Genomic DNA, 25463 nt, shown 5'->3' with positions numbered 1-25463 from the left:
CAACGAACCCGCCACCGCTGGGTGCCAGCCGGCACGCGCGGACACGCGCCCCACCCCCGAAGGAGCATTCATGCGCGCTACGTTCGCGCTCGTCACAGCACTCCTCGCTGGGCTGGCAAGCGATCTGAACGGGTGGGGCCGAGTCGGCCGCGACGTCCCCTGGCCGGGTGGCCGGCCAGGGGACGTGCATCTCAGGCGTCGGTTCCGGCCTGGGCGGTCTCGTCCTCGGCCGGGGCGGGGCCTTGCGGACCGGGGCCGTCCGCGGCGGGGTCGTGGCCGCGCATCGGGATCTGCTTGAGGAGCAGCGCGGCGACGAACGCCAGGACGGCGAGCGGCAGCGCCGACAGGAAGATGACGTGGAAGACGTCGGCGAACGCCGCCGCCAGACCGGTGCGCACCGGTGGAGGCAACTTCTTGACCTGGGACGGGTTCTGCGTGAGGAACCCGACCGGCATCCCGGGTGGCAGTGCGCCGCGCGGGACGTGCGCGGTCACGGCGTCCGGCAGGCGCGCGTTCAGGATCGCGCCGAACACCCCCGAGCCGATCGCGCCGCCGACGATCCGGAACAGGCCCGCGGAGGCGGTGACGCTGCCCAGCTCACGCTGCGGGACGGCGTTCTGCACGACCACCACCATGAGCTGCACCAGGCAGCCGAGCCCGAGACCGACGATCACCATGAACAGCATGGCGGTGACCTCGCTGGTGCCCGGTGTGATCCGGGACAGCAGGCAGACCCCGATCGCGGCGACGGCGGTGCCCGCGATCGGCCAGGGCCGGTACCGCCCGCCGGCCGCCACGATGTGCCCCGACACGATGGAGGTGGCGACGACGCCGAGCTGCAGCGGCAGCACCAAGAAGCCCGAGTCGGTGGCGCTGACGCCGGTGACGATCTGCAGCATCGCCGGCATGTAGAAGGTCAGGCTGAAGATGCTCATCCCGACCAGCAGCATCAGCAGCAGCGCGACCCCGGTCACCCGGTTGCGGAAGAAGCCGAGCGGGACGATCGGCTCGACCGCGCGCCGCTCGGCGAACGCGAACGCGGCCAGCAGGACGGCCGCGGCGGCCAGCAGGCCGATGACCTGCCCCGACGACCAGTGGTACTTGGTCCCGCCCCAGGACAGGGCCAGCAGCAGGCAGCCGATCCCGGCGACCAGGAGCGCCGCGCCGGACCAGTCGATCACCGGGCGGGCGCCGGCCGGCGGCGCCTTCAGCGTCAGCCAGGCGACGAGGAGCGCGATGAGACCGATCGGCACGTTCAGCAGGAAGATCCAGCGCCAGGTGGCGTGATCGGTCAGGTAGCCGCCGAGCCATGGCCCGATGACCTGCGCGACGGCGAGCTCGGCGCCGACATAGCCCTGGTAGGCGGCGCGGGTCCGGGGGCCGACGATCGCGCCGATCACCACGACCACCATCGCGGTGATGCCGCCGGACCCGGCGCCCTGGACGGCGCGGAACGCGATGAGCTGCCCGCTGTTCTGCGCCAGCCCGCAGGCGGCCGAGCCCGCGACGAACACCGCGAGCGCGGCGATGAAAAGGGCGCGCCGTCCGAACAGGTCGCTGAGCTTGCCGAACAGCGGTGCCGCCGCGGCCGCGGCGAGCAGGTTGGCGCTGAAGACCCACGGCAGGTCGCCGAGACCGCCGAGCTTCTGCATCATGGTCGGTGCGGCGACGGCGACCGTGGTCTGGTCCAGCCCGACGATCAGCAGGGCCAGCAGCAGGCCGCCGAAGATGACGAGGGTCTGCCCGCGCGACGGCAGGGCGGCCGGGACGGGTGCGGGCGCGCTCATGGCCCGACCACCAGGGTCCCGGTCATGCCCGCGGCGCGGTGCGCCATCAGCGAGCAGTGGAAGGGGTACGTGCCGGGCTCGTCGGCGCGCAGGCCGCCGAGCGCGGTCTCCCCTGCGTCCGCCTGCACGTAGAAGCCGAGCTCCTCGATCTCCAGGTTGTGCATGACGTCGGTGGCGGTGAGGGCGATGGCCACGTCCTCACCGGCGCGGACGTGGATGCGGGAGGGAAGGAACTCCAGGCCGGCGCAGGACACCTCGATCCGCCGGGCGCCCGGCGCGACCGGGCTGTTGCGCCGGTGGCCCATCAGCTCCATGTCGGCCTTCTTGATGTCGAGCGTGCCCTGGGTCAGCCGCCGGCCGGCGTCGATCTCCACGATCCCCGTCGGCTCGCAGTCGATCGCGAGCTGCGTCCGGCCGGGGAACGAGGTCCACATCTGACCGCCGTACTCCAGCGGTTCGAGGGCGAGGAGGCCGGTGGCGACGCCGTGCTCGATGACGAGGTGGTTGTTCAGGCCCGTCCAGCGCCCGTTGAGGCGCATCTCGTACGCGAGCGGCTCGGCGGGGATCGAGTCCGGCGGCGCGGGCCTGACCCGCACGTTGTCCTCGGTGCCCTTCGGGCCGCGGACGACGAAGAAGCCGAAGTTGTTGTGCGGCTGCGCGCCGGGGTGCTTGTCGGTGGTGTTCTGGTGCGAGCAGAGCGTGCGCCTGCCGTCGGGGGTCGGGACCTCCCGTACCGGCGAGGACGGCGCGGCCTCGTCGACCGTCCCGGTCAGGTAGCAGTGCATCGCCGGCAGCGCCGGGTCCGGCTCGTCCGGCGCCTTGCCGCCGTAGTAGCCGGGGACGGAGACCATGTGGACCAGCGGCATCCCGAGGTACCAGCCGTACAGCACGCGTTGCGCGTCGTCCGGTTCCTCTTCGTCCCGTTCGGGTGCGATGGTGCATCCGACGCCGAGGGCCTCGGGGCCGCGCAGCGCGATCCGGACCGGGCCGGGCCCGTCCTCGGGGACGAGTTCGAGCAGGCCGGCGCGGACGCCATAGGCGATGGCGGCATGCGAGTCGAGAGGGACCATGACGGGTCCCATCCGTATGGCGACGGCGAGGCCGTCCTCGGCCGGCACCGCGTCCGCGGGCGCGCCGGCGGCCGGAGCGACCCGGCGCCACCGCGGCTCGGCGGGCTCGGGCGCCAGGGCGCCGGCGACGAGTCCACCGCCCGTCCGGTAGACGTCCGGGCCCGCGGCGGCGGCTTTCGTCCCGGCCCGCGTCATTTCCGCCGGCAGTCCGAGATAGACCAGCGGCGTTGGGGATTCGGCGGTCATCGGCCGAACTCACCATCCTTCACGTCGAGAAACGGAGCAGGACATCCCCGAATCCGGAGCGCCGTCAGCGATGCGGCACTCCGGCGCCGCAATAGTGCGGCGCTTTTCGACGGGAGGGTGAGCCCGGTGTTCTGGCCAGCGAACCTTGCCGATACCGCTCAGGTGGTGCGCGCTGTCCTTCCTCATAGCCCGAGATGGGTGTGCGATTGAGTCGGCACTACTGCTGGCGCGGGGCCGTATCCGAGCGTCGCCATCATGCCGAGCTCGGAGTGGTACAGGTTGTGGCAGTGCAGCATCCACTCGCCGGGGTTGTCCGCGTCGAGGTCCACGTTGATCGTCTCGTTCGGCCGGACGATCACGGTGTCCTTGCGCGGCCCGGCGCCCGCGCCGCCGACCTGGTAGGTGTGGCCGTGCAGGTGGACCGGATGCCAGATCTGGGTGGCGTTGGTGAACGCGAGCCGCACGCGCTGCCCTTGGGCGACCTGCACGCGCGGCGATCCGGCCGGGGTGCCGCCCGGCGAGGTGCTGATCGACCACGTCATGCCGAGCGGCCCCATGCCGAGGTACATCCGCACGGTCTGGTCGATCGGCCGGGACGGCAGGTGCACCGCCGGATCAGCGTGCAGCTGCGCGAGCGTCAGCAGGTTCCCGTCCAGTTCGGGGACGGTCACCGAGGAGGGCGGCGCGGTCCCGGGCGCCGTCCGGACGAGGGCGAACGCGCGGGCGCCCTTCCCTTCGGCGGACGCGACGAGCGGGAAGACGCCTGAGCCCAGCGTGACGAGCACGTCGTACCGCTCCCCCATGCCCATCAGCAGGGTGTCGACGGTGACGTGCTGGACGGGGAAGCCGTCGGTGTGGGTGACGGTGAGCCGGTGCCCGCCGAGCGCGACCCGGTAGGCGGTGTCGCCGCCCGCGTTGATCAGCCGGATCCGCACGCGCTGCCCCGGCGAGGCGGTGAAGGCGACCGGGCTCGCGGGCGTCCTCCCGTTGATCAGGTGGTAAGGGTAGGACACGTTCCCGGCGAGGCCGCCGAGCGCGTTGCTGTACATCGGCGGGGAGTCGAGGGTTCCGGCGTGCAGCTTGGCCAGTACGGCGTCGGGCGTGGTGCCGGTGCCGTCGATCCAGTCGTCCAGGACGACGACGAACTCCGCGTCGTAGGAGAGCGGCTCGTTCGGGTCGTCGATGATGAGCGGCCCGTAGACGCCGCGGTCGAGCTGCATGCCGTAGTGCGAGTGGTAGAAGTACGTGCCGGGGTCTGGGGCGGTGAAGCGGTAGTCGAAGGAGCCGCCGGACGGCGTCGGCGTCTGGGTGATGGGGGCGCCGTCCATCGCGTTGGCGATCCGGATGCCGTGCCAGTGCACGGTCGTCGGGTCGGGGAGGCCGTTGACCAGCCGCGCCCAGATGGACCCGCCGGCGTTCGCGCGGATCGCCGGGCCGGGGATCGCGTCGGCGAACCGCCATGTCGAGACCGTCCGGCCGCCGATGTCGACGCTCCCGGGCGACGGTTCGAGCGCCTGGAAGGTGTCGGCGGCCAGCGCGGACGGCGCCGTCAGCCCGCGCGCGGCGAGGCCGGCGGCGCCGGTGAGGGCGATCGCGGCGCCGCTCTGCAGCAGGCGGCGGCGGGTGAGGGCGGGGCGGTCTGCCATGGCGACCTCCGGGTGGGCGGGGACCGATGCCCGGAGTGTGCGGGCCGGCCGCCCGCGTGTGGAGCCGGGAGGTTCGGTGGACGGACCCGCCCGCCGGTCACCTGCTCTCCTGGTCCAGTTCGTACTCGATGAAGGCCTCGGAGATGCGCCCGGCCGTCGTGAGAACGGCGGGGACGAGCCTGGCGAGCCGGCTCCGGGACGTCGGCGCGGCCACCGAGATGGCCCCGGCCACCCGTCCGCGCGCCGCGCGGACGGGTGCGGCGACCGACAGGAAGCCGACGCGCGCCTCCTCGCTCTCCACCGCGTACCCGGCGCCGCGGATGCGCTCGAGCTCCGTCCTCAGCAGCCTCGGCGCGGTCACGGTGTGGCCGGTCAGGCGGCGCAGCGGCCGGGCGAGCAGGTCGTCCACGACGCGGGAGGGCGCATGGGCCAGCAGGACCTTGCCGGTGGCCGTGCAGTGCAGCGGCATGCGGCCGCCGGTGCGCGACGGGCGGGTGACGCTTCGGTGCCCGCCGAGCTTCTCGATGTAGAGAACGTCACCGCCGTCGCGGACCGCGCAGTGCACCGTCTCCTGTGTGCTCTGGGCCAGTTCCTCCAGGAAGGGCAGCGCGATGGCGCGCAGGATCCGCTGGCGCGGCGCGAGCAGTCCGAGCTCGAACAGCCGCAGGCCGACCCGGTAGCCGACGCCGGCCCGCTCCAGCGCCCCCCAGGCGACGAGTTCCTGGCTGAGCCGGTACACGGTCGCCTTGCGCAGCCCCGTCCGGCGGACGAGCTCGGCGAGTGACAGCCCCTCGTCGTCGGGCCGGAACGCCTCCAGGATGAGGCGGACCTTCGACAGGACGGTGTCGGTCTCCCCCTGGACGGTGTCGTCATGGACGATGGGGGTGAGCGCGGCGGCGGCGTTGATCATCGTGGCCCTCCCTCGCCTCCGGTGAACCGCTGGAGCCTGGCGCGTGCGACGGGGTCGACGCGGGTGCCGGGGGCGTCGACGCCGCGCACGCCCGGCAGCGCGAGCAGCACGGGCGCGACGAGCCCCTCATGGCAGGCGGGACGGCCGGGGCAGCCGGCGCACATCCCGGTGTAGCGGACGGCGGGCACGTCGCCGTCCGAGACGAGTTCGAGTCCGCCGCCGTGCCCGCGCAGCGTGCGCGACAGGGCCCGGACCGCGTCAGGGACGTTCATCGGGGATTCCCGCACTGGTGCCGGGGACCTCGACGCCGAACAGCCGGGCCGCGTTCAGGCCCAGGATCTTGCGCTTGTCGTCCTTGGTGATCTGCGGGTAGCCGTACCCTTCCCGCAGGTCGTCGGGGATCTCCAGGGCCATGAACGCCTCCAGGTAGGGGCGCGGCGGGCCGGCGAGCGCGGCCTCCGACCCCCACAGCAGGCGGTCGGCGCCGACGGTGGCGAGCAGCTCGCCGACCTGCCGCTGGATCAGCCGGGGCCGGACGGGCGTGAAGTTGACGGTCGCCGACAGGGCGAGGTGGATGTTCGGGAAGCGCGCGGCGATGTTGACGCACTCGTCGAAGTACGGCATCGCCAGGTGGTGGATGACGAAGGTGAGGTCCGGAAAGTCGCGGGCCGCGCGCTGCAGGTCGCCGGGGTGCAGCTGCTCGAGGTTCTCGGTGCCGAACGGGTTGCCCTTGTGGAACTGCAGGACGCGGATGCCGAGGTCGCGGGCGCGTTCGTAGATCGGGTAGGCGAGCTTCTCGTCGTCGCATCGCCAGCTCCGGTCGACGTGCCCGTTGTAGAACTTCAGCGACACCGCGCCCAGCTCCGCGACCTGCCATTCGAGGTGCTCCAGGGCCGCGTCCACGCCGCGGAAGCCCGGGTCGACGCCGCCGCAGAACAGGGCCCGGCCGGGGTAGGCGCGGGCGAACCCCGCTTGGAGGCCGACGGGCGCCCACCAGTCGTCGTACCAGTCGAAGACGGGCACGACCTGCGCCATCGCGACGTCGGTGGGCTCGGTGCCGGGCGGGTCGCCGAAGACCATCCGGCCCATCGTCTCGGCGGAGAGCCGGCGGTCGAACTCCTCGCGGTCGCCGTGCAGCGGCCGCAGCGCCTCGCCCAGCCCGAGCGACATGTCGCGGACGTGCCGCGACCAAGGCGCCCCGTCCAGCAGGTTCGCCTCGCTCATGTCGTGCAGGTGCACGACGAGGTCGAAGACGAAGACGTCATCGATCATCCGCCACCTCCAGGACGACGCGGCCGTCCGCCCGGCCCGCGGCGAGCGCCTCCCAGGCGACGGGTGCCGCGGCGAGGGCGTAGCGATCGGTCCGCAGGGTCGGTTCCCCCGCCGGCAGCCGGCCGAGCAGCCCGTCGGCCGGCGCGAACGCCCGCATCGCGCTCACTCCCCCGCGCCGAGCTGCTCGGCGACGGCCGCGTGGTCGTAGTAGACCGTCTCGTTGATCATCGTGGCGCCGCGGAACCGGAACACGATGACGCCCTCGATGTCCATCACCCGCCCCTTGGACGGGATGCCGGCCCAGTCGGCGTGCTGGGTGCCGCGCGTCCGGCCTTCGATGATGACCGCGTTCGCGGCGTGGTGGACGAGCTTCGGGATCAGCCGCAGATCGGGGAAGGCGGTCAGCAGATCGGTCAGCAGGTCCCGGACCTCGTCGTCGCCCGCGTGGGCGCGCCGCAGTGGCATGATCCGGTAGTGCGCGCCGTCCGGCATCGTCGCCAGGCAGGCGTCCAGGTCGCCGGCCATCTCGGTGGTGAGGTGCTCGATGACGACCGCCTCCCGCCGGGCGCGCAGGTCCGCGTCCGGCAGGGGGTGATCGGCGCCGGGAAGCGCGACCGCCGTCATGCGTGCCGTCCCTTCATGCTGGGACCGCGCTCGAAGAGGGAGAAGTCCGGGGTCGGCTCGCCTCGCTCGACGAACGGCAGGTCGCCGGCGACGCGGGCGAGCCAGTCGAGCTCGGCGGGGTCGTCCAGCAGCGGGAAGAACAGCACCTCGTCGGCGCCCTGCGCGCGGTAGGCGCGGAACGCGGCCTCGACGCCGTCGCGGCCCCGGGCGATGCCGGAGATGACGTGCCCGGGCGGGCCGCCGTTCTTCAGGTAGGAGTCCAGGCGGGCCTCGGCGAGGTCGCCGGGCTTCTCACTGGAGGCGTACCACGTGCTCGCCACCAGGCGCGGCCGGCCGGGCCTGCCCGCCGCCTCCCACGCCTTGACGGCGGCGAACGCCTCGAAGGCGAACACCTCCGGCTTGAGGCCGCCGCTGACCAGGCCGTCGCCGTGCTCGACCAGCCGGCGCAGCGCCGGGTCGGACGCACCGCCGATCAGCAGCTCGATGTCGCCGAGCTCGGGCCCGACGGTGTTGTCCTCGCCCTTGAGGTCGCGGATCTCCGCCAGGGCGCGCAGCTGCTCGTCCATGATCCGGCCGCGCCGCTCCCACTGGACGCCGGCGGCGGCGTAGTCGTTGACGCGGTTGCCGATCGCGACGCCGAGCGAGAGCCGCCCCGGTGCCAGCGCGGCGAGCGTGGCGACCTGCTTGGCGAACAGCGGCGTCGGCCGCAGCGGGCCGAGGAACGCCGCCGACATCAGCCGGACGCGGCCGGTCAGCGCGGCCGCCGCCGCCATCGTCATCATGATCTCGTGGTTGACGTAGACGTAGCGGTCGGCGACGCCGAGCGAGGAGAACGGCCCGTCCTCGATCTCCCGGATCCAGGTGCGCAGGGTGTCCCCGGTGCAGCCCGGCACCCCGTTGGGCAGCAGGACGCCGATCCGGTTGGTCTCCGCTTCGTGCGGCATTGCGTGCTCCTGATCAGTAACCGTGGCGGCGGACGTTGACGAGCGGCTCCCCGGCCGCGTAGCGGCGCAGCTGGTCGCCGGCGAGCCGGTAGGCGCGGTCGCGCCAGTGCGCGGACGACCCCGCGACGTGCGGCGTCACCAGCACGCCCGGTGCGGAGAACAGCGGGTGGCCGGGCGGGAGCGGCTCGGGGTCGGTGGTGTCGAGCGCGGCGCGTACCCTGCCCTCGCGCAGCGCGTCCAGCAGAGCCGGGGTCCGGACGAGGGTGCCGCGCGCGGCGTTGACCAGCAGCGCGCCCGGCCGCATCCGCGCGAGGAACGCCGCGTCCACCATGCCCCGGGTCTCGTCGGTCGCGGGCGCGAGCAGGACGACGACGTCGGCGTCCGGCAGCAGGCCGGGAAGGTCCTCGGGGCCGTGGACACCGTCGCGCGGACGGCGTGCGATCCCGGTGACCCGCGTCCCGAACGGCGCCAGCCGCGACTGCAACGCCTGCCCGATCGAGCCGTGGCCGACGATGAGGACGTGCTGCTCCGACAGGTCCCGCGCACCTTCGGCGCCGGAGAACGCGGTGTTCCCGGAGGTGTCCCATTCTCCGGCGCGCTGCCGCTCGGCATAGCGCGGCAGGTCCTTGTTCATGGCGAGGATCGCCGCGACGATCCATTCGGCGACGGGACCGTCGTGCACGCCGCCGGCGTTGCACAGCGTCACCCCGTCCGGCAGCTTCGGGACGCGGTCGATGCCCGCGCTGAGGGTCTGCACGACCTTCAGCGCGGTCAGCCGGGGCAGGATCTCCGCGAAGCGGTCGCGCGCCGGCGGGTCCAGGACGCAGAACTCGACGCCCTCGGGGACTCCGTCGCCGAACACCGCCAACTCCACGCCGTCCGGCAGCGGCCCCATCGCCTCGACCCGCGCATCGGCCGGAACCAGAGCGATCACGCGCTCACCCCTCCCTCAGCCCGGCCTCGACGAGCCGGGGACGCAGTTCCCGGGCGTACTGATCGATCCCGGCCTGGTAATCCAGCCACGACAGCGCCAGCCCGTCGAGTCCCGCGTCGGCGAGTTCGGTCATCTGCGCGACGACCGAGTCGGGGGTCCCGACCAGCGGCAACGCGAAGAACCCGGCGATCGCGGACGCGGCCATCCCTTCGGCGTCGAAGTCGGCGCTGCCCGAGTTGGGGATGAGCAGCCGGATGGCGTTGGCGGCGGCGTCTTTGTCGCCCACCTCGTCGACCATGCGCTCGTATTCGCGGCGCGCGGCGTCCTCGGTGGCGGCGCACACGACGTGGGCTCCGGCGAACACCATCAGCTTGCGGTCGTGGCGCCGTTGAACGTCCGCTTTCAAGCCGGGGACGATCCGGGCGGCGGCGGCCGCGTCGGGGACCATCGCGAACGTCAGGTCGGCGTGCTTGGCCGCGAAATCCCGGCCCGCCGGGCTGAACCCGGCGTTCATCACCACCGGACGGGCGCGCTGCACGGGCTTCGGCTCCGACAGCACGCCGCGGGCCTTGAAGAAGCGGCCGTCGAAGTCGAACTCGTCCTCCGCCGCCCAGATCCGGCCGAGGAAGCTCATCCACTCGTCCGCGACCGCGTACCGGTCGTCGTGCTCGCGCTGCTCCAGCCCGAACATGCGGAACTCGTCCTCGTTCCACCCGGCGACCACGTTCACCGCGAACCGTCCGCCCGCGATGTGGTCGACGGTGGCGATCTGCTTGGCGGCGCTCACCGGATGCACGACCGGGATGTGGAACGTGGCGAAGACCTGGATCCGCTCGGTGACCGCCGCGATCCCCGCCGCCCAGCTGAACGACTCGAACGAGCGGTGCGCGTCGCGGCGCGCCGGGTCCGCCATGCCGCGCCAGCGCGCGACCGGGATCAGCGCCTCGAAACCGGCGGCCTCCGCGGCCCGCGCGATCCCGACGCTCTCCGGCCAGGTCGCGCGCGGCGCCTCGGGCGCGTAGGTGAGGTTCGCGCCGCCCGCCATGTTCGCCGAGAACACCGCGAGCTTCAGCCGGTTGGGGCTGCCGAGCAGCGGGCCCGCCGACCGGTCGGTGACGGCGCCGGCGCTCACGGCCGCCTCGCGGGCGGGCTGGTGTCGGCGCCGGCGGCGACCTCGGGGATGTGCCCGACCGGCGTCGGCAGGTCGCGGCCGTCGGCGAGCCGGACGACCGGCGGCAGCTTCGGCGCCCCGTGCAGCGCCGCCATCTCCGCGTTGGTCTCCGGCGCCGGACGCGCCGCGCGCAGATGGTCGGGCCTGCCGTCGGGCTCGCGGAAGTGCGGGACGACCTCCTCGGCCATGATCTGGAGGTTCTTCATCACCATCCAGTGCGGCATCGACCCGAGCGGGCCGCCCGCGCTGATCGCCATCCCGAGCCCGTACTCCTCGATCATCTGCTCGTACTTCTCGATGACGGTCTGCGGGGAGCCGACGACGATGTACCCCTGGTCGATCAGCTCGTCGTAGGACATCTCCCAGAAGTCCTTGACGCCGGCGGCCTGCCGTCCCTTGATCGTGCGGAGGATCGAGTCGGCGGTGTTGTAGCCGGGCGGCATGAGGTGGTGCATGGGGATCTTCAGACCGGTGCGGAAGAACCACATCACGTGCGGCATGAACTCGCGGCGCGCCTGCTCGTCGGTCTCGGCTACGTAGGTGGGGATGACGCGTCCGAGCTGCGCCGGGTCGGGCTCGTACCCGTACTTGTCGCGGCAGATCTCCCGGAACAGCGCGAACGACTTCTTGGTCACCCAGTTCGACGTGGTCGTCTGCATGTAGGAGAACCGCCGCTTGGCGACCTCGTCGATGGTGTCGGTGGAGCCGGTCCCGGGCATCCACACCGGCGGGTGCGGGTCCTGCAGCGGGCGCGGCCACGGGTTGACGTGCTCGATGTCGTAGTGCTCGCCCTGCCAGGCGAACGGCCCCGGCTCCGTCCACGCCTTGACGATGAGGTCGTGCGCCTCCCAGAACCGGGCCTTGGACGTCGTCGGGTTCATGCCCGAGGAGTGGTACTCCGCGCCCATCCCGCGCACGTGCCCGGAGATGATCCGGCCGCCGGACACGATGTCGAGCATCGCGATCTCCTCGGCGACCCGCAGCGGGTTCTGGTGCAGCGGCAGCGCGTTGCCGATCACGCCGATCCGGATCCGGCTGGTGCGGGCGGCGAGGTAGGCGGCCCACACGTTCGGGGCGTTGATGGTGCCGAACGCGTTCTGGTGGTGCTCATTGACGATGATGCCGTCGAACCCGAGCCGTTCGCAGGCGATGAGCTGCTCAAGGTTGTCGGTGTAGAGCCGGTGCGCGACCTGCGGCTCGAAGTAGGTGTTCGGCAGCGTCACCCACGTCGACTCCAGGTCCTCGCCCGGCGGGATGAACGGGTAGGGCATCAGGTGGAAGACGTGGAACTGCAGGCGGTTAGCCATGGGAGACCCCCGAGACGAACGTGGTGATGAGCGCGGCCGTCTCGTCCGGCCGCTGGATCGGGAAGGCGTGACCGCCGGGGACGTTCTGCACGCCGGTGCCGAGCAGTTCGCCCCAGCGGGCCGGATGCTCGGCTGGCACGATCCGGTCGTCCTCACCGGCGACGACCAGTGCGGGCAGGCCGAGCCGGGGCAGCCGGTGCTCCAGCTTCAGGTCGTAGCGGAAGTCCCAGATCAGCCGGGCCGCCGCCCCCATGTCGCCGTAGCGGGCCGCGAAGCCCTCGGCGCCGCCCTGCGCCGGCGTCCCCGGCCCGGGCACGGCGCCCTCGACCGGGTCGCCGTTGAAGTACATGTCGTCGTAGTCGGCCGGGTTCATGATGAACACGTCCGCGATCGGACGGCCCGGAACGCGCAACCCGTACGGCGCGAGCAGCGACAGGCTCCGGACCCGGTGCGGGTTGAACACCGCGAAATCGGCCGCGAGCCACCCACCGAGCCCGTATCCGGCGACGTGCACGCTGTCGAGGCCGAGCGCGTCCAGCAGGCCCCGGTACAGCAGGACGACGTCGTCCCGTCCGGTGACCCAGGGCGGGCAGGGCGTGTCACCGAAGCCGGGGGCCTCGGGCGCGATCAGGTCGGCGCGCTCGGCGATCGCGGCGTGCAGCGGGCTCCAGCAGCGGGTCAGCCAGTGGCCGTGGAAGAACAGCACGGGCTCGCCCGAACCGTCCCGGCGGTAGGCGATGTCCGCGCCGTCCACCTCGATGCGGTCGGGCTCGGTGTGCCAGTGCACCCCGGCGTCCAGAACGTCGCTCACAGTGTCTCCTTGTCCAGAAAGGCCAGGACCGCCGTGTTCCAGGCGGTGGCCGCCTCCAGCTGCGGGCAGTGGCCGCAGCCGGGGAAGATCTCCAGCCGCGCGTCCGGGATGGCGCGCGCGACGTCCTCGGCGAACCCGGCCGGCTTGAGCCGGTCGCGGTCCCCCGCCGTCACGAGCGTCGGCACCCGCACCCGCGCGTAGTCGAACGGGTCGCCGAGCGGCGGCGGGACGGCACCGGGCGCGCGCAGGCCCAGCGAGGCGAACGCCTCGTAGGAGCCGGGCGCCAGCGCCGCCTCCATGCGCGCGGCGACCATCTCCTCGTCCCGCGCCCACGCCGGGTCGGCGAAGGCCAGCCGGATCTGGTCGCGCATCGACTCGACCGTCCCGTCGAAGGCCATCAGCGCCTCGCGCGCCGCCCCGCCGACGGGCGGGCCGCCCGCGCTGACGAGCACCATCCGGCGCACGTTCAGCAGCGGGGTCTCGGACGTCTGGTCGCGCAGCAGGTGGGAGCCGCCCATCGACAGTCCCACCACGTCGGCCTCGCCGACGCCGAGGACGTCCAGCAGCCGCGCCAGGTGGGCGAGCATCCGCCCGGCGCGGTCCGCGAAGTCGACGATCTTCGCGGTGCCGCCGAAGCCGAGCCAGTCGGGAGCGATCACCCGGTGCCCGGCCGCCGCCAGTTCGGGGAGGGCCGCCGGCCAGGCGGTCCGGGCGCACTCGCCCCAGGCCCCGCCGTGCAGCAGCACCACCGGCCGCCCCTCGCCCGCCTCCAGCAGGTGGGTGCGCACGCCGTCCACCTCGAGCGTCCGAGACCTGATCCCGCTCACCTAATCCCCTTCGTTCACGTGACGGTCGTAATGAAGATAACCAAACTGTGGGTGACGGGGAAGCCCTGGTCCGGTGAGCGATACCAGGAAATTCACGGAAGCCGCACCATGCGGTTCCATGACGATCGTGACTGAACAACTGGATGCGGCGATGGTCCGCAGGGTGCTCGGCTGCTACCCGACCGGGGTGGTCGTGGTGGCCGCGATGGTGGACGGCGAGCCGGAGGGCCTGGCGGTGAACTCCTTCACCTCGGTCTCCCTCGACCCGCCGCTGATCGCGTTCTGCGCGGCGGCCACGTCCTCGACCTGGCCGCGGCTGCGGCGCGCGGACGGCTTCGCCATCACGCTGCTCGGCGCCGCGCAGCAGGACGCCTGCCGGACCTTCGCCAGCAAGGGCGCCGACCGCTTCTCGGCCGTCCCCTGGTCGATGTCGCCCGGCGGCCATCCGCTGCTGGACGGCGCGCTCGCCTGGCTCGACGTCGTCCCGCACTCGATGCAGCAGGCCGGCGACCACGAACTGGTGCTGGCCCGCGTGACCGGCCTGGACGCGGCATCCGGCGACCACCCGCTCGTCTTCTTCCGCGGCGCCTTCACCAGCTTGGAGAGGGAGAACGGCGGCGAGCGGCCGCCGAGCGCACGCGCCGCCGCACCGCACGGCCTGGACGCTGAATCGCCCTTCTTCGACGTGCTGGCCGCCCGGCTCGACGCCACCGCGCCCTGAGACCGGAGAAGATCTGGAGGTCGCGCCGGGGGGATCGGCGCGACCTCCAGAAGGCGACCGGTCAGCGTGCGCGGTGACCGGCCGCCCGTCCTCAGCGGTCCAGGGCGGGAAGCGCGACCGCGATGCCGAGGTGCAGCATCTCGCGGGTGAAATCGCAGGAGTAGCCGGTCCAGGCGTCCCGGAGGAGTCTCTCCGGACCGGCGCCCGTGGTGACCCCGGTGGCTCCGTGCAGCCGGACCGCCGCCTGCGCGCATTGGATCGCCGCGTCCACGGCGCGGGTCTTCGCCGCCGGGACCAGGACGGCGAGCTCGCTCGGATCGGCCTTCTGGTCCAGCGCCGTCGCGGCCTCATGGACCAGCAGCCGGGCCGTCCGCACCGTCACCACCATTTCCGCCAGGTCGAGCGCCACGGCCTGATGCTCGCGCAGCGGACGGCCCCAGCTGTGGCGAGCGGCGGTATGGGCGCGGGCGAGTTTCTCGGCGGCGCGGGCGACGCCGACGAAGGTCGCGGCGAGACCGACCGCCATGCCCGGCGTCGCGCTCATCAGCAGTCGCAACGCCTCGCCCTCCGGCCCGATCCGGAAAGAGGCGGGCACCCGGACCTCGTCGAGGAACACCTCGGCGTGGAAGCCGGTGCGCAGTCCGAGCAGCCGCGAACGAGGCCCGCAGGACAGGCCCGCGGTGCCGGCGGGGATCCAGAAGGCGCTGGTCGATTCGACGCCGGGGCGGTCCGTGGCCGTTCTGGCGAAGACGATGTAGGCGTCGGCGATGCCCGCGTTGGTGACCCACTGCGCCTTGGCGCCGCTGATGACGTAGTCGTCGCCGTCCCGGACCGCGCGGGTGCGGTAGCCGGACTCCGGGCCGGGCCGAGGGTCGAACAGTTCGGAACCGGCGACCGACGGCTCGTTCATCGCCCCTGCGAGAACGGTCTCACCAGCCACTATGCACGGCAGCCACCTTTCCTTCTGCTCCGGCGTGCCCGCCGCGAGGATCAGACCGGGGACGGTCATGGTGAGGTTCAGGCCGGCGGCGAATCCCGCGTCCACCGCGCCGAGCTCCTCGGCGGCGATCGCGTTGTCGAGCTGCGTCCCGCCTCCCCCTCCGTGCTCCTCGGGGATGAGCAGGCCGGGAAGTCCCAGTTCCACCGCGCCTTTCAGCAGGTCACGGTTGGCCTCGGCGGACAGCTCACCGTCATCGGGAGGAAGCGCGGGGGCGAGGCGGTCGCGGGCGAAGGCGGCGACCGCGTCGCGGAGCGCCTGCCGTTCGGGCGCCAGGCGGGTCACGGCATCGCCTTTCCGCTGCGCAGGCGGTCGATGCCGATCGCCACCACGAGGACGACGCCGCTCACGACGTTGCTCCAGAACGGGCTGACGCCGGCGAGGGTCACGCCGTTCTGCAGGACGCCGAGGAACAGCACGCCGAGCAGCGTGCCGAGCAGGGAGCCCCGGCCGCCCATGAAGGACGTTCCGCCGAGCAGGACGGCGGCGCCGGCCGTCAGTTCCATCCCGATGCCCGCGTCCGGGGAGGTGGAGGTGAGGCGCGCCGCGCCGACAACGCCCGCGAGGCCCGCGAGCGCCGCGCACAGCGTGTAAACGGCGACGCGGACGCCGGCGACGCTGATCCCCGCCAGCCGCGCGGCCTCGGGGTTGCCGCCCACCGCGTACACCATGCGGCCGAACCCGGTGTAGCGCAGCACGAGGACGGCCAGCGCGAACACCGCGGCAGCGATCACCACCGTGATCGGGACACCGGCGACGCGCTGCGAGCCGAGCTTCACCAGGAACGCGTGCTTGAAGATCGTCTGCGACTGCCCGCCGGACCAGATCTGCGCGAGCCCGTGCAGCAGCGTCCCGGTCCCGATCGTGACGACCAGGAACGACAGTCCCGCCCTGCCGATGAGCAGGCCGTTGGTCAGCAGCCCGGCGACCAGCGCGGCGGCGACCGAGGCGAGCAGCGCGGCGGGGGCGGGAAGGACGTCCAGCAGCTTCCAGCAGACGATCGCCGAGAAGCCCATCATGCCGCCGACCGACAGGTCGATGCCCCCGGTCAGCAGCACGAACGTCATCCCGGTGGCGACCAGCAGCAGCACCACGTTCGTCTCGGCGATGTTCATGAAGTTGTCGACCGTGAGGAACTGCGGCTGCGTCACCGACAGCCCCACGATCAGCAGCACCAGGACGGCGAGCACCCCGAGGTACTGCGAGGTCGCCTGCACGGCGTCCCGGGCCCGGCCGGCGGCCGGGCCGCGCGGCGCCGCCGCGGTCAGGGTCTTGTCAGGCAGCGTCATCTCGGTCCCCTCCCCCTAGCGCCAGCAGCGCGATGGCCTCTTCGCTCGCCTCGTCCCGGCCGAGGGCGCCGGCCGGGCGGCCCTCGGCGAGCACGATGATCCGGTCGGCGAGCCCGAGCAGTTCCAGCAGGTCGGACGAGGCGAGCACGACGGCGGCCCCGGCCTCCGCCAGCCCGCCGACCAGTTCGTAGATGTCGGCGCGGGCACCGATGTCCACGCCGCGGGTCGGCTCGTCCAGCAGCAGCACCTTCGGGGCGTGGCCGAGGGCGCGGGCGAGCACCAGCTTCTGCGCGTTTCCGCCCGACAGCGTCCCGACCGGGACGTCCACTCCCGGGCAGCGGACCCGGTACTCGGCGACCGCGCGGTTCGCGCGTTCCCGGTCGCGGGCGCGGTCCGTCCTGCGCAGGGCGCGCAGCCACGGGACGGCGAGGTTGTCGCGGATCGTGTGGTCGGCCGCCAGCGCCTGCTCGAACCGGTCCTCGGGGACCAGCGCGACTCCGGCCCGGCGGGCGGTGCGCGGGGTGGCGCGTTCCACCGGGCTCCCGTCGACCACGACGGTGCCGCCACGCGGCCTGCGGGCCCCGGCGATCGTCTCCAGCAGCTCGCTGCGCCCGGCACCGACCAGTCCTGCGACACCGATGATCTCCCCGGCCCGCACGTCGAAAGAGATGGGGTGCGGGGACCGGTCCGTCACCAGGCCCTCGACGCTCAGCCGCACCGCACCGGGCGTCACCGGACGCTTGTGGAAGTATTCGCCGAGGTCGCGGCCGACCATCGCCGATGACAGCCGCTCGTCGGTGAGCTCGTCGCGGCCCAGCCCGGCGACGGTGCTCCCGTCGCGCAGCACCGTCGCCCGGTCGCAGGCGCGCCGGATCTCCCGCAGCCGGTGGGTGATCATGATGACGCCGCAGCCCTCGGCCGCGAGCCCGTCCACCACGGCGAACAGCCGTTCCGGATCGGGCAGCCGGGTCGTCACCTCGTCCAGGATCAGCAGCCGCGGTTCGGCGGCCAGGGCCTTGGCGACCTCGACCAGCTCCCGCTCCCCCGGCGGCAGCGTCCCCGCCGGGCGCAGCGGGTCGACGTCCAGCCCGGCACGCTCCAGATACGGCGCGGCCCGCGCGGCCAGGGCCGTGCGCCGGACGGTCCTGGCCGCCCGGTTCAGCCGGGGCAGCAGCACGTTCTCGGCGACCGAAAGGCCCGGGACCAGCGTCGGCTCCTGCGAGACGAGGCACAGCCCCGCGTCGAGCGCGTCCTTCGGGCCGCCGAACGTCACCTGACGCCCGTCCAGCTCGACGACGCCTTCGTCCGGCGCCATCGCGCCGGCCACGATCCGCGCCAGCGTGGACTTCCCCGAGCCGTTCTCGCCCGCCAGGCAGACCACCTCGCCGCGGTTCACCACCAGGTCGGCCCGCCGCAGCGCGGCGACGGACCCGAACCGCTTGCCGACCCCGGACACCTTCAGCAGCGGCACCGTGTTCAGCGGCGACGCGGTGTTCAGCGGCGGCGCCGTGTTCGCGTCCGCCACGTCAGCTCGTCTTGACGTAGGTCTTGCCGTCGCGCTGCTCGAAGGCGAGGGAGAACGGGTTGTCCACCCGCTGCGCGATCGGCTGCCAGTCGTCGATGTTCTTCTTGTCGAGCTTCACCGTCGGGATCCAGATCTCCTTCGGCACGCTGCCGCCGCACACCGCGCGCAGCGCCGCGTACGCCAGCGCCTGGCCGGTCTTGTCGTACGGGACGCCGTAGGTCGCGGTGATCCTGCCGGCCTCGACCAGCGGCACCGCGTCCGGCTGCCCGTTGATGGACACGATCGCCGGGGCGAAGCCGCCGCCCAGCGCGGACGCGGCGCCGATCGCCGAGACGTCGTTGAACGTCCAGATGCCCTTGAGGTCCCTGCCGTACTTCTGCCGCCACGACTCGGCGATCGCCTTGGCGTCCTCGGGCGTGATCTTCTGGTTGACCTGGCGGTCCACCACGGTCAGCCCCGCCTGCTTCGCACCGGCCTCGAACCCGGCCTTCTCCCAGTTCAGCAGCTCGGCGTAGGCCGGGCCGAACATCGCGGCGACCTTGCCACCGCCGACGAGCGACTTCAGCGTCTTCGCACCGTCCGCGCCGGCGAAGTCCACGTCGTCGTGGACGGAGGTGAAGTAGGGCCCGCCGACCTTGGTGTCCAGCACGATGATCGGGATCTTCTTCGCCCGCGCCTGCGCGAACACCCCCTGCGTCGCGTTCGGGTCGACGGGGTTGGCGATCAGCGCGTCGACCTGCTGCTGCATCAGCGTGTTGAGGTCGGAGATCTGCTTGCCCGGGTTCAGGTTCGCGTTGACGGCCTTGAGCTTGGCTCCGTACTTGGCGAGGGCCTTGGACAGGATCTCCTCGATGGCCTTGAAGTTCGGGTCGGGCAGCGGCTCGCTGAACCCGATGGTCTTGCCCTTGGCCGCGTTGCAGCCCGTCCCGTCGTCGCCTCCCGACGCGGCGGCCCCGCTCTTGCCACCGCCGCCGCAGGCGGCCGAGCCGAGCAGGAGTCCGGCCGCCACCAAACCGGCCGCGGTGCGGCGCGCACGCACGGTCATATGCCACCTCCGGCAGTCTTACCGCATGACGGTCGTCACATAGGTGACGACTGGAATCACGGTTGTACGCCCTCGCGGCCCGGACCTCCGAGACAAAGGGTTCGCTGGACGGACCCGCACGCGCGACCGCCCGGACCGTGCACACTGGGGGCATGCGAGGACCCGAGAGCGACCTCATCGACGGAGACTGGGCGGGCGCGACGCCGTCCATGGCCCGCAGCCCGCGCAGCGGCGCCGCCGGCGAACCCGGAACCGGCCGCCCCAAGATGCTGATCATGGACGTCTGCGGCGCCTACATGCGGCCGCTCGGCGGATGGTTCGCCATCGCGAAGATCGTCCAGCTGATGAACGAGCTCGGGGTGGACGAGACCGCGACCAGGTCGGCGCTGCTGCGGATGCGCCGCAAGGGCCTGCTCGAATCGGAGAACCGGGCGGGCGCGCGCGGGCTCCGGCTGACCGAGCAGGCGCTCGCCGCGCTGGAGGAGACCGACCGGCGGATCTTCGGCCCCCGCCACCCGGCCTACCTCGGCGACGGCTGGGTCCTGGTGTCGCTGTCGGTCCCCGAGGACGAACGCTCCAAGCGGCACGTCCTGCGCTCGCAGCTGTCCTGGCTCGGCTTCGGCAACCTCGGCAACGGCCTGTGGATGGCGCCCCGCCGCATGCGGGACGAGCTGGAGAAGACCGTCGAGCAGCTCGGGTTCGAACGGTTCGTGCTGATGTTCGACGCACAGTACGCCGGGTTCGCCGAACTGTCGGCACTGGTGGAGAAGGCCTGGGACATGGCCGAGCTGACCGCGCTGTACGCCGAGTTCGCCGAATGGTGCGAGCCGGTCGCCCGCCGCTGGCAGGACGTCCGGCTCCCGTCCGGCTCCCAGGCGTTCGCCGACTACACGCTGGCCCTCTACCACTGGCGGAAATTCCCCTACCTCGACCCGGGCCTGCCCAAGGACCTGCTCCCCGCCGACTGGGCCGGGCACCGCGCCGCCGAGCTGTTCTTCGACCTGCGCAACCGGCTGGAACCCGGCGCGATCGAGTACGTCCGCAAGGTCTGCGCGGCCGGCTGAGTTCGTCCAGCGGACCGTCCGGCTCCCGGCCCGCGCGCCCGCCGACCTACCGTGCCCGCGTGATCAAGGGATTCAAGGGCCGGCTCCTCACCCCCGGCGACGCGGACTACGACGACCACCGGCGCATCTGGAACGAGGCCGTCCAGACCCGTCCCGCCCTGCTCGCCCGCTGCGCCGGCACCGATGACGTCGCCCTCGCCATCGGTCACGCGCACGACAACGGCCTCCCGCTGACCGTCCGCGCGGGCGGGCACAACTTCGCCGGCCGCTCGCTCGCCGACGGCGGCGTCGTGATCGACGTCCGCGACCTGACCGGCATCGCCGTCGACCCCGGACGCCGCGTCGCCCGCCTCGGCGCCGGTCTCCGCTGGGGCCGGGTCGACCCCGTCCTGCAGCGGCACGGCCTGGCCACCACCGGCGGATCGGTGTCCAAGGTCGGCGTGGCCGGCTTCTCCCTCGGCACCGGCCTCGGCTGGCTCGGCCGCCTCCACGGGCTCGCCGGCGACAACCTCACCGGCGCCACCATCGTCACCGCCGACGGCGCCGTCCGCGACGTCGGCCCCCACGCCGACCCCGACCTCTACTGGGCGCTGCGCGGCGCCGGAACCGGGCTCGGCGTCGTCACCGAATTCCGCATGCGGCTGTTCCCCGTCGTCCGCCCGGCCACCGGCATGCTCGTCCACCGCCTCGAAGACGCCCACAATGTCCTCTGGCAGGCCGTCGAAGCCACCGCGGACGCTCCCTCGCATCTCAACTGGGCGGCCGTCCTCACCTGCGCACCCCCCATCCCCGCCCTTCCCGACGACGTGCAGGGCCGCCCGGTCTTCCTCGTCCCCGTCTTCTCCACCGGCCCCGACGGCGCCGACGACCCCCACGTCCAGGCTCTCCGCCGCATCGGCCGCCCCCTCCTGGACACCATCGCGCCGACCGACTTCTGCGCCTTCCAGACCTCCACCGACGACGCCGCCCCGGACGGAACGCACTGGGACGTCCGCTCCGAATGGCTCACCCGCCTGGACGGCCCGGCCATCGACCATGCCGCCGCGATGATCGAGGAGGCGTCCTCACCGCTCAGCGAATTCCTCTTCCGTCCCCTCGGCGGCGCCATCTCCGCACCCGACGCCCCCGACACGCCCTTCTCCTACCGCCACGCCGCCTTCATGACCGAGGTCATCGCCAACTGGCCGGACGGCGACGGCGCCGCAGAACGCGCCTGGGCGGAAAAGGGACTCGCCGGCGTGCTCCACCTGTCCGCCGGCGGCCCCGACATCAACCACCTCGGCCTCGACGAGGACCCCGCCCGCGCCCGCGCCGCCTACTCCCCCGCGACACGCGCCCGCCTCGCCGGCATCAAGAAGACCTACGACCCCGGCAACGCGTTCACCTCACCGCCATGGCTTGCCCCGCTTTAAGAACTCAAAGCCGAATCTGCCCTCGGTGTCAGACGACCTCGTCGGCTGCCTCAAGACCGAGGCGGGGACGGGAGCGGCCGGGACCACGCGTGCGGTCCCGGCCGCCGGACGCCTCGGATCACTTGGGAGGCATCAGGACGCTGTCGATGATGTAGACGGTGGCGTTGGCGGTGTGGACGTCGCCGCACACCACCTTGGCGTTGTCGCCGATGGTGAACGACTCGCCGGAGCCGCTGGTCTTGAGCATGGCGCCGTTGAGGGTCTTGAAGTCGCCCGACGACAGCCCGCTCGGGGTGATCGGCTGCCCGACCACGTGGTAGGTGAGGATCCCGGTGAGGGTCTTCTTGTCCGACAGGACCTTGTCGAGGGTCGCCTTCGGGATCTTGTTGAAGGCGTCGTTGGTGGGCGCGAACACGGTGATGTTCTTGGCGGAGTTGAGCGTGTCGACCAGGCCGGCCTTCTTCACTGCCGTGACCAGCGTGGACAGCACGGGGTTGTTGGACGCGGCGGTCGCGACCGGGTCGGTGGACATGCCGCTGAAGCTGCCCTTGCCGGAGGCGGGCACCGCCGAGCAGCCGGGACCGAACGGCTGCCCGCCGGACGGCGCGCCGCCCGCGGTGGTCGCCGGGGCGGCCGAGCTCGCCGGAGCGGCCGCGGTGCCGCCGTCCTTGCCGTCGTCGTTACTGGAGCAAGCCGCGGCCCCGGTGGCGACTGCGGCGGCCAGGACTCCGGCGGCGATACGGGTGCGGTACATGATGATCTCCTTGTGTCGGATACCGATGGGTCGTTGCTCGTGCGGTCGGGCGTTCGCGGTGCCGGTCAGGTGACGGTGACCACCACCGAATGCCAGCCGGTCGCGCCGTCCGGGAAGGGCGGCGTGCGGTGTTCGGGCTGGGTGCGGCCGGTCCCGTCGGTGGCGCGGCAGCGCAGGGTGTGGGAGCCGGGCGCGGCGTCCCATTCGGCGATCCACTGCCGCCAGGTGTCCAGGCCGGGAACGGGCGCGAGCCGTGCCGGGCGCCACGGTCCGTCGTCGACCTGCCATTCGACGGCGTCGATGCCGCGGTGCTGCGCCCATGCGGTGCCGGCGACGGCGACCCGTCCCGCTTTCAGGGCGGCGAGCGGCTTGGGGACGTCGACGCGGGAGAACGTCTTGATGGGGGCGTGGTCGGCGTAGCCGCGTCTCGTCCAGTACGCCCGGTCGGTCGCGAACCGGGTGACCTTGAGGTCGACGACCCATTTGGTGGCCGAGACGTAGCCGTACAGGCCGGGGACGACGAGACGTGCGGGGAAGCCGTGGACGATCGGGAGCGGCGCGCCGTTCATCCCGACGGCGATCATCGCGTCCCGGCCGTCGAGGATCGCCTCGAGCGGGGTGGACAGCGTCATGCCGTCGGACGAGCGCGACAGGATCTGGTCGGCGCCGCTCCGGATCCCGGCGCGGCGCAGCAGCGGCGCGAGCGGCGCGCCGAGCCAGCGGGCGTTCCCGGCGAGGTCGCCGCCGACCTGGTTCGACACGCAGGACAGGGTGATGTCGCGTTCGATCAGCGCCTCGCGGAGCAGGGCGTCGAACGTCAGCTCGACGGGGCGGGCGGCCATGCCGTGGATCCGCAGCGTCCAGTCGCGCGGGTCGACCTGCGGCAGGGTGAGCGCGGTGTCGACCCGGTAGAAGTCCTTGTCGGGCGTGCGGAACGGCGTCATCTGCGGCACCGGCACCTGCGCGCCCGACGGGACCGGACGTGCCGGGCTCGCCGGCCGCGGCAGCCTCAGGTCCGCGCGAACGGAGGACACGTCGCCGCGGTGCAGCAGCAACCGCCCGGCCACGCCGCTCGCCGCGGCGACCCCGACCGCACCGGCGCTGGTCAGCAGGGCCCGGCGGCGGTCGATTCCGGCACCGGCGTCCTCGGAACGGCGTAGCGCGCCGTTTACCGGCTCCGAGGCCTCGGTTGCGCCGCCGTCCGAGGTAGCGGTGCTTTGGGCGGTTCGGACGGCGGCCGGGGACGGGCGAGGTGCGACCGCGGACGGACGGGCACCGCGCACCAGCAGGGCCAGGGCCGCCATGCCGGCGAGCGCGCCGACCGCCGACGGCACCGCGTCCACCGGTTCGGCGACCGGCCTGGTCAGCGCCGCGAGGACTCCGACCGCCCCGAATGCGGCCGGCCCCGCAAGGCCCATCACCAGGTGCCGGCGGCTGACCAGCCCGATGACCAGCGCCGCGACGGCGACCCCGGCCCCGAGCCCGAACAGCAGGACGGTCTTGTCGTTGCTCCCGAAGTGCCGGATCGCAAAGTCCTTGAGCCACACGGGCGTGAGGTCGATGAAGCCCGCACCGACCGCGAGCAGCGGCGAGGACGACACCCGTCCGAGCGCCCCGGCGGCCAACTCCGCGACCCCCAGTGCGACCGCGGCGGCCACCAGCCCGCGTAGGGCGGCGGTCACCCACCGCGATGGTCCGGTCGCTCTCTTCGCTGTCACATCGGGTGTTCGGAGCCGCAGGGCGGGTGGATGGGCCGGATCTCGATCGCGCTTTCGACCCATCCGGTGGACCGTCCGCACCGAACCACCGGTGTGATGATGAACGAACCGGCCCCGGGGCCCGGAGCGGCCGGTGCCGGACCGCCGGACCTCGCCGTGCTGCTCGGCCGCGTCGCGCGCGGCGACCAGGACGCGTTCGCGCAGGTGTACGAGCAGCTGTCCGGGCCGGTCTACGGGCTGGCGCTGCGGATCGTCCGCGACCCGGCGCAGGCGGAGGAGATCGCGCAGGACGTGCTGGTCGAGCTGTGGCGCAAGGCGTCGCACTACCGTCCGGACCGCGGCAGCGCGACGTCGTGGGCGCTGACCGTTGCGCACCGCCGCGCCGTCGACCGCATCCGGTCCAGCCAGGCCGACCGGGACCGCCAGGAGCGCACCGCGACGCCCGGGCCCGAGTACGACGAGGTCGCCGAGGAGGTCGGCATCCGGCTGGAGCACCAGCAGGTGCGGCGCTGCATGGGCGGCCTCACCGAGACCCAGCGCGAGTCGATCACGCTCGCCTACTACGGCGGCTACACCTACCGCGAGGTCGCCGAGCTGCTCGGCGTCGGCCTCGCCGCCGTCAAGACCCGGATGCGCGACGGACTCATCCGGTTGCGCGACTGCCTGGGAGTGCAGCCATGACCCACGACCCGCACGACCTCGCCGGCCCCTACGCGCTCGACGCGCTCACCGCCCCCGAGCGGCGCCGTTTCGAGCGGCATCTGCGGGCCTGCGCGTCCTGCGCCGGGGAGACCGCCGGGCTCCGCGAGACCACCGCCCGGCTGGCGCTCGCCGTGTCCCGCCGCCCGCCGGACCCGCTGCGCGCACGCGTCATGCGGAAGGTCGCCCGGACCCGGCAGGCGCCGCCACCGCTCGCGCGCCGCCTCCCGTCCCCCCGGACCGCGGGCCTGGCATGGCTCGCCGCTGCGGCCTGCCTCGTCCTCGCCCTCGCCGCCGACGGCGAGGCCTGGCGGTCCCACCGCTCCGCCGAGCACGCCCAAGCGCTGAACCACCAGGTCAGCACGGTGATGGCCGCGCCGGACGCGCACACCTCCACCGTCCGGGCGCAAGGGAGCGCCAGCGTCACCGTCGTGGCGTCGCGGTCGCTCGGCAAGGCCGTCGTCACCACGTCCGGGCTGCTTCGCCTGCCGTCGGCGAAGACGTACCAGATGTGGTGGCTCGGCCCGGCCGCTCCGCGCTCCGCCGGGACGCCCGACCTGACGGGGAAGGCGCGTCCCGTCGTCACGACAGGCCTCGGCGACGCGCAGCGTCTCGGCGTCACCATCGAACCCGCCGGCGGCTCCCCCCAGCCGACCAGCGCGCCGATTCTGACCGTCGCACTGGGCTAAG

General features: G+C 73.1%; 25 protein-coding genes. 5 read left to right on the top strand and 20 right to left on the bottom strand.

Translation table 11 applies throughout. From position 1 onward, the window contains the following. Nucleotides 1–191: 191 nt before the first annotated feature. From F9B16_RS00670 to F9B16_RS00610, 14 genes are all read right to left on the bottom strand, one after another. On the bottom strand, nt 192–1787 hold the full coding sequence (locus F9B16_RS00670; protein ID WP_151537804.1) for an MFS transporter: 1596 nt from the start codon (nt 1785–1787) through the stop codon (nt 192–194). Beyond that, on the bottom strand, nt 1784–3103 hold the full coding sequence (locus F9B16_RS00665) for a cupredoxin domain-containing protein (protein ID WP_151537803.1): 1320 nt from the start codon (nt 3101–3103) through the stop codon (nt 1784–1786). Before F9B16_RS00665 ends, F9B16_RS00670 begins: the two co-directional genes overlap by 4 nt. 182 nt (nt 3104–3285) lie before the next feature. Next, a complete protein-coding gene (locus tag F9B16_RS00660) occupies nt 3286–4749 on the bottom strand; it encodes a multicopper oxidase family protein (protein WP_151537802.1) in 1464 nt (487 codons plus the stop codon). Nucleotides 4750–4846: 97 nt separating this feature from the next. Beyond that, complete coding sequence (locus tag F9B16_RS00655) at nt 4847–5659, bottom strand: IclR family transcriptional regulator (RefSeq protein WP_151537801.1); 813 nt, start codon at nt 5657–5659, stop codon at nt 4847–4849. After that, entirely contained in the window at nt 5656–5931 is a 276-nt protein-coding gene (locus F9B16_RS00650; protein WP_151537800.1) for a NifU family protein, read from the bottom strand. Before F9B16_RS00650 ends, F9B16_RS00655 begins: the two co-directional genes overlap by 4 nt. Beyond that, on the bottom strand, nt 5918–6931 hold the full coding sequence (locus tag F9B16_RS00645) for an amidohydrolase family protein (RefSeq protein ID WP_151537799.1): 1014 nt from the start codon (nt 6929–6931) through the stop codon (nt 5918–5920). Before F9B16_RS00645 ends, F9B16_RS00650 begins: the two co-directional genes overlap by 14 nt. Next, the gene (locus F9B16_RS50555; RefSeq protein ID WP_192808533.1) at nt 6921–7088 is read right to left on the bottom strand and encodes a hypothetical protein; all 168 of its coding nucleotides are present in this window, start codon (nt 7086–7088) and stop codon (nt 6921–6923) included. The genes F9B16_RS00645 and F9B16_RS50555 overlap by 11 nt, the downstream gene beginning before the upstream one ends. Before the next feature lie 5 nt (nt 7089–7093). Next, nucleotides 7094–7555, bottom strand: coding sequence for an ester cyclase (locus F9B16_RS00640; protein WP_151537798.1), 462 nt, complete (start codon nt 7553–7555; stop codon nt 7094–7096). Beyond that, nucleotides 7552–8499 (bottom strand): LLM class flavin-dependent oxidoreductase, encoded by a 948-nt coding sequence (locus F9B16_RS00635; protein ID WP_151537797.1) that lies wholly within the window; start codon nt 8497–8499, stop codon nt 7552–7554. The genes F9B16_RS00640 and F9B16_RS00635 overlap by 4 nt, the downstream gene beginning before the upstream one ends. 13 nt (nt 8500–8512) lie before the next feature. Further along, the gene (locus F9B16_RS00630) at nt 8513–9433 is read right to left on the bottom strand and encodes a 2-hydroxyacid dehydrogenase (protein WP_225991219.1); all 921 of its coding nucleotides are present in this window, start codon (nt 9431–9433) and stop codon (nt 8513–8515) included. A gap of 4 nt (nt 9434–9437) precedes the next feature. After that, nucleotides 9438–10565, bottom strand: coding sequence for an LLM class flavin-dependent oxidoreductase (locus F9B16_RS00625; protein ID WP_151537796.1), 1128 nt, complete (start codon nt 10563–10565; stop codon nt 9438–9440). Continuing rightward, nucleotides 10562–11911, bottom strand: a complete 1350-nt coding sequence (locus tag F9B16_RS00620; RefSeq protein WP_151537795.1) for an LLM class flavin-dependent oxidoreductase — start codon at nt 11909–11911, stop codon at nt 10562–10564. Before F9B16_RS00620 ends, F9B16_RS00625 begins: the two co-directional genes overlap by 4 nt. After that, nucleotides 11904–12722, bottom strand: coding sequence for an alpha/beta fold hydrolase (locus tag F9B16_RS00615; RefSeq protein WP_192808532.1), 819 nt, complete (start codon nt 12720–12722; stop codon nt 11904–11906). Before F9B16_RS00615 ends, F9B16_RS00620 begins: the two co-directional genes overlap by 8 nt. Further along, nucleotides 12719–13549, bottom strand: coding sequence for an alpha/beta fold hydrolase (locus F9B16_RS00610; protein ID WP_151537793.1), 831 nt, complete (start codon nt 13547–13549; stop codon nt 12719–12721). The genes F9B16_RS00615 and F9B16_RS00610 overlap by 4 nt, the downstream gene beginning before the upstream one ends. 118 nt (nt 13550–13667) lie before the next feature. Here F9B16_RS00610 and F9B16_RS00605 point away from each other — a divergent pair, with 118 nt between their 5' ends. Further along, entirely contained in the window at nt 13668–14270 is a 603-nt protein-coding gene (locus F9B16_RS00605; RefSeq protein WP_151537792.1) for a flavin reductase family protein, read from the top strand. A gap of 91 nt (nt 14271–14361) precedes the next feature. On the opposite strand, the gene F9B16_RS00600 is transcribed toward F9B16_RS00605, so the two are convergent. Genes F9B16_RS00600 through F9B16_RS00585 form a run of 4 tightly spaced genes read right to left on the bottom strand, consistent with a single transcriptional unit; the run spans nt 14362 to nt 19126 of the window. Further along, nucleotides 14362–15552, bottom strand: coding sequence for an acyl-CoA dehydrogenase family protein (locus tag F9B16_RS00600; protein ID WP_192808531.1), 1191 nt, complete (start codon nt 15550–15552; stop codon nt 14362–14364). Next, complete coding sequence (locus tag F9B16_RS00595; RefSeq protein WP_151537790.1) at nt 15549–16556, bottom strand: ABC transporter permease; 1008 nt, start codon at nt 16554–16556, stop codon at nt 15549–15551. The genes F9B16_RS00600 and F9B16_RS00595 overlap by 4 nt, the downstream gene beginning before the upstream one ends. Then, nucleotides 16543–18081, bottom strand: coding sequence for a sugar ABC transporter ATP-binding protein (locus F9B16_RS00590; protein WP_151537789.1), 1539 nt, complete (start codon nt 18079–18081; stop codon nt 16543–16545). Before F9B16_RS00590 ends, F9B16_RS00595 begins: the two co-directional genes overlap by 14 nt. A 1-nt stretch (nt 18082) precedes the next feature. Beyond that, nucleotides 18083–19126, bottom strand: coding sequence for a sugar ABC transporter substrate-binding protein (locus F9B16_RS00585; RefSeq protein WP_151537788.1), 1044 nt, complete (start codon nt 19124–19126; stop codon nt 18083–18085). Nucleotides 19127–19278: 152 nt separating this feature from the next. On the opposite strand from F9B16_RS00585, the gene F9B16_RS00580 reads away from it, so the two are divergent. Both F9B16_RS00580 and F9B16_RS00575 read left to right on the top strand, forming a co-directional pair. Next, complete coding sequence (locus F9B16_RS00580) at nt 19279–20190, top strand: PaaX family transcriptional regulator (protein ID WP_151537787.1); 912 nt, start codon at nt 19279–19281, stop codon at nt 20188–20190. A 59-nt stretch (nt 20191–20249) separates the two neighbouring features. Beyond that, complete coding sequence (locus tag F9B16_RS00575; protein ID WP_192808530.1) at nt 20250–21602, top strand: FAD-binding oxidoreductase; 1353 nt, start codon at nt 20250–20252, stop codon at nt 21600–21602. A 118-nt stretch (nt 21603–21720) separates the two neighbouring features. Here the strand turns inward: F9B16_RS00575 and F9B16_RS00570 are convergent, their stop codons facing one another. Then, nucleotides 21721–22356: a fasciclin domain-containing protein gene (locus F9B16_RS00570; RefSeq protein ID WP_151537785.1), complete on the bottom strand. Its 636-nt coding sequence runs from the start codon at nt 22354–22356 to the stop codon at nt 21721–21723. Nucleotides 22357–22421: 65 nt separating this feature from the next. After that, a complete protein-coding gene (locus tag F9B16_RS00565; protein ID WP_225991218.1) occupies nt 22422–24038 on the bottom strand; it encodes a molybdopterin-dependent oxidoreductase in 1617 nt (538 codons plus the stop codon). A 132-nt stretch (nt 24039–24170) separates the two neighbouring features. Here F9B16_RS00565 and sigK point away from each other — a divergent pair, with 132 nt between their 5' ends. Continuing rightward, nucleotides 24171–24755 (top strand): ECF RNA polymerase sigma factor SigK, encoded by a 585-nt coding sequence (sigK, locus tag F9B16_RS00560; protein ID WP_151537783.1) that lies wholly within the window; start codon nt 24171–24173, stop codon nt 24753–24755. Beyond that, a complete protein-coding gene (locus tag F9B16_RS00555) occupies nt 24752–25462 on the top strand; it encodes an anti-sigma factor (RefSeq protein WP_151537782.1) in 711 nt (236 codons plus the stop codon). The genes sigK and F9B16_RS00555 overlap by 4 nt, the downstream gene beginning before the upstream one ends. Nucleotide 25463 lies beyond the last annotated feature (1 nt).

This window comes from Actinomadura montaniterrae (assembly GCF_008923365.1).
GTDB classification, from domain to species: Bacteria; Actinomycetota; Actinomycetes; order Streptosporangiales; family Streptosporangiaceae; genus Spirillospora; species Spirillospora montaniterrae.
The sequence above is the reverse complement of the archived record's forward strand: the minus strand, read 5'-3'. Positions and strand labels throughout refer to the sequence as shown.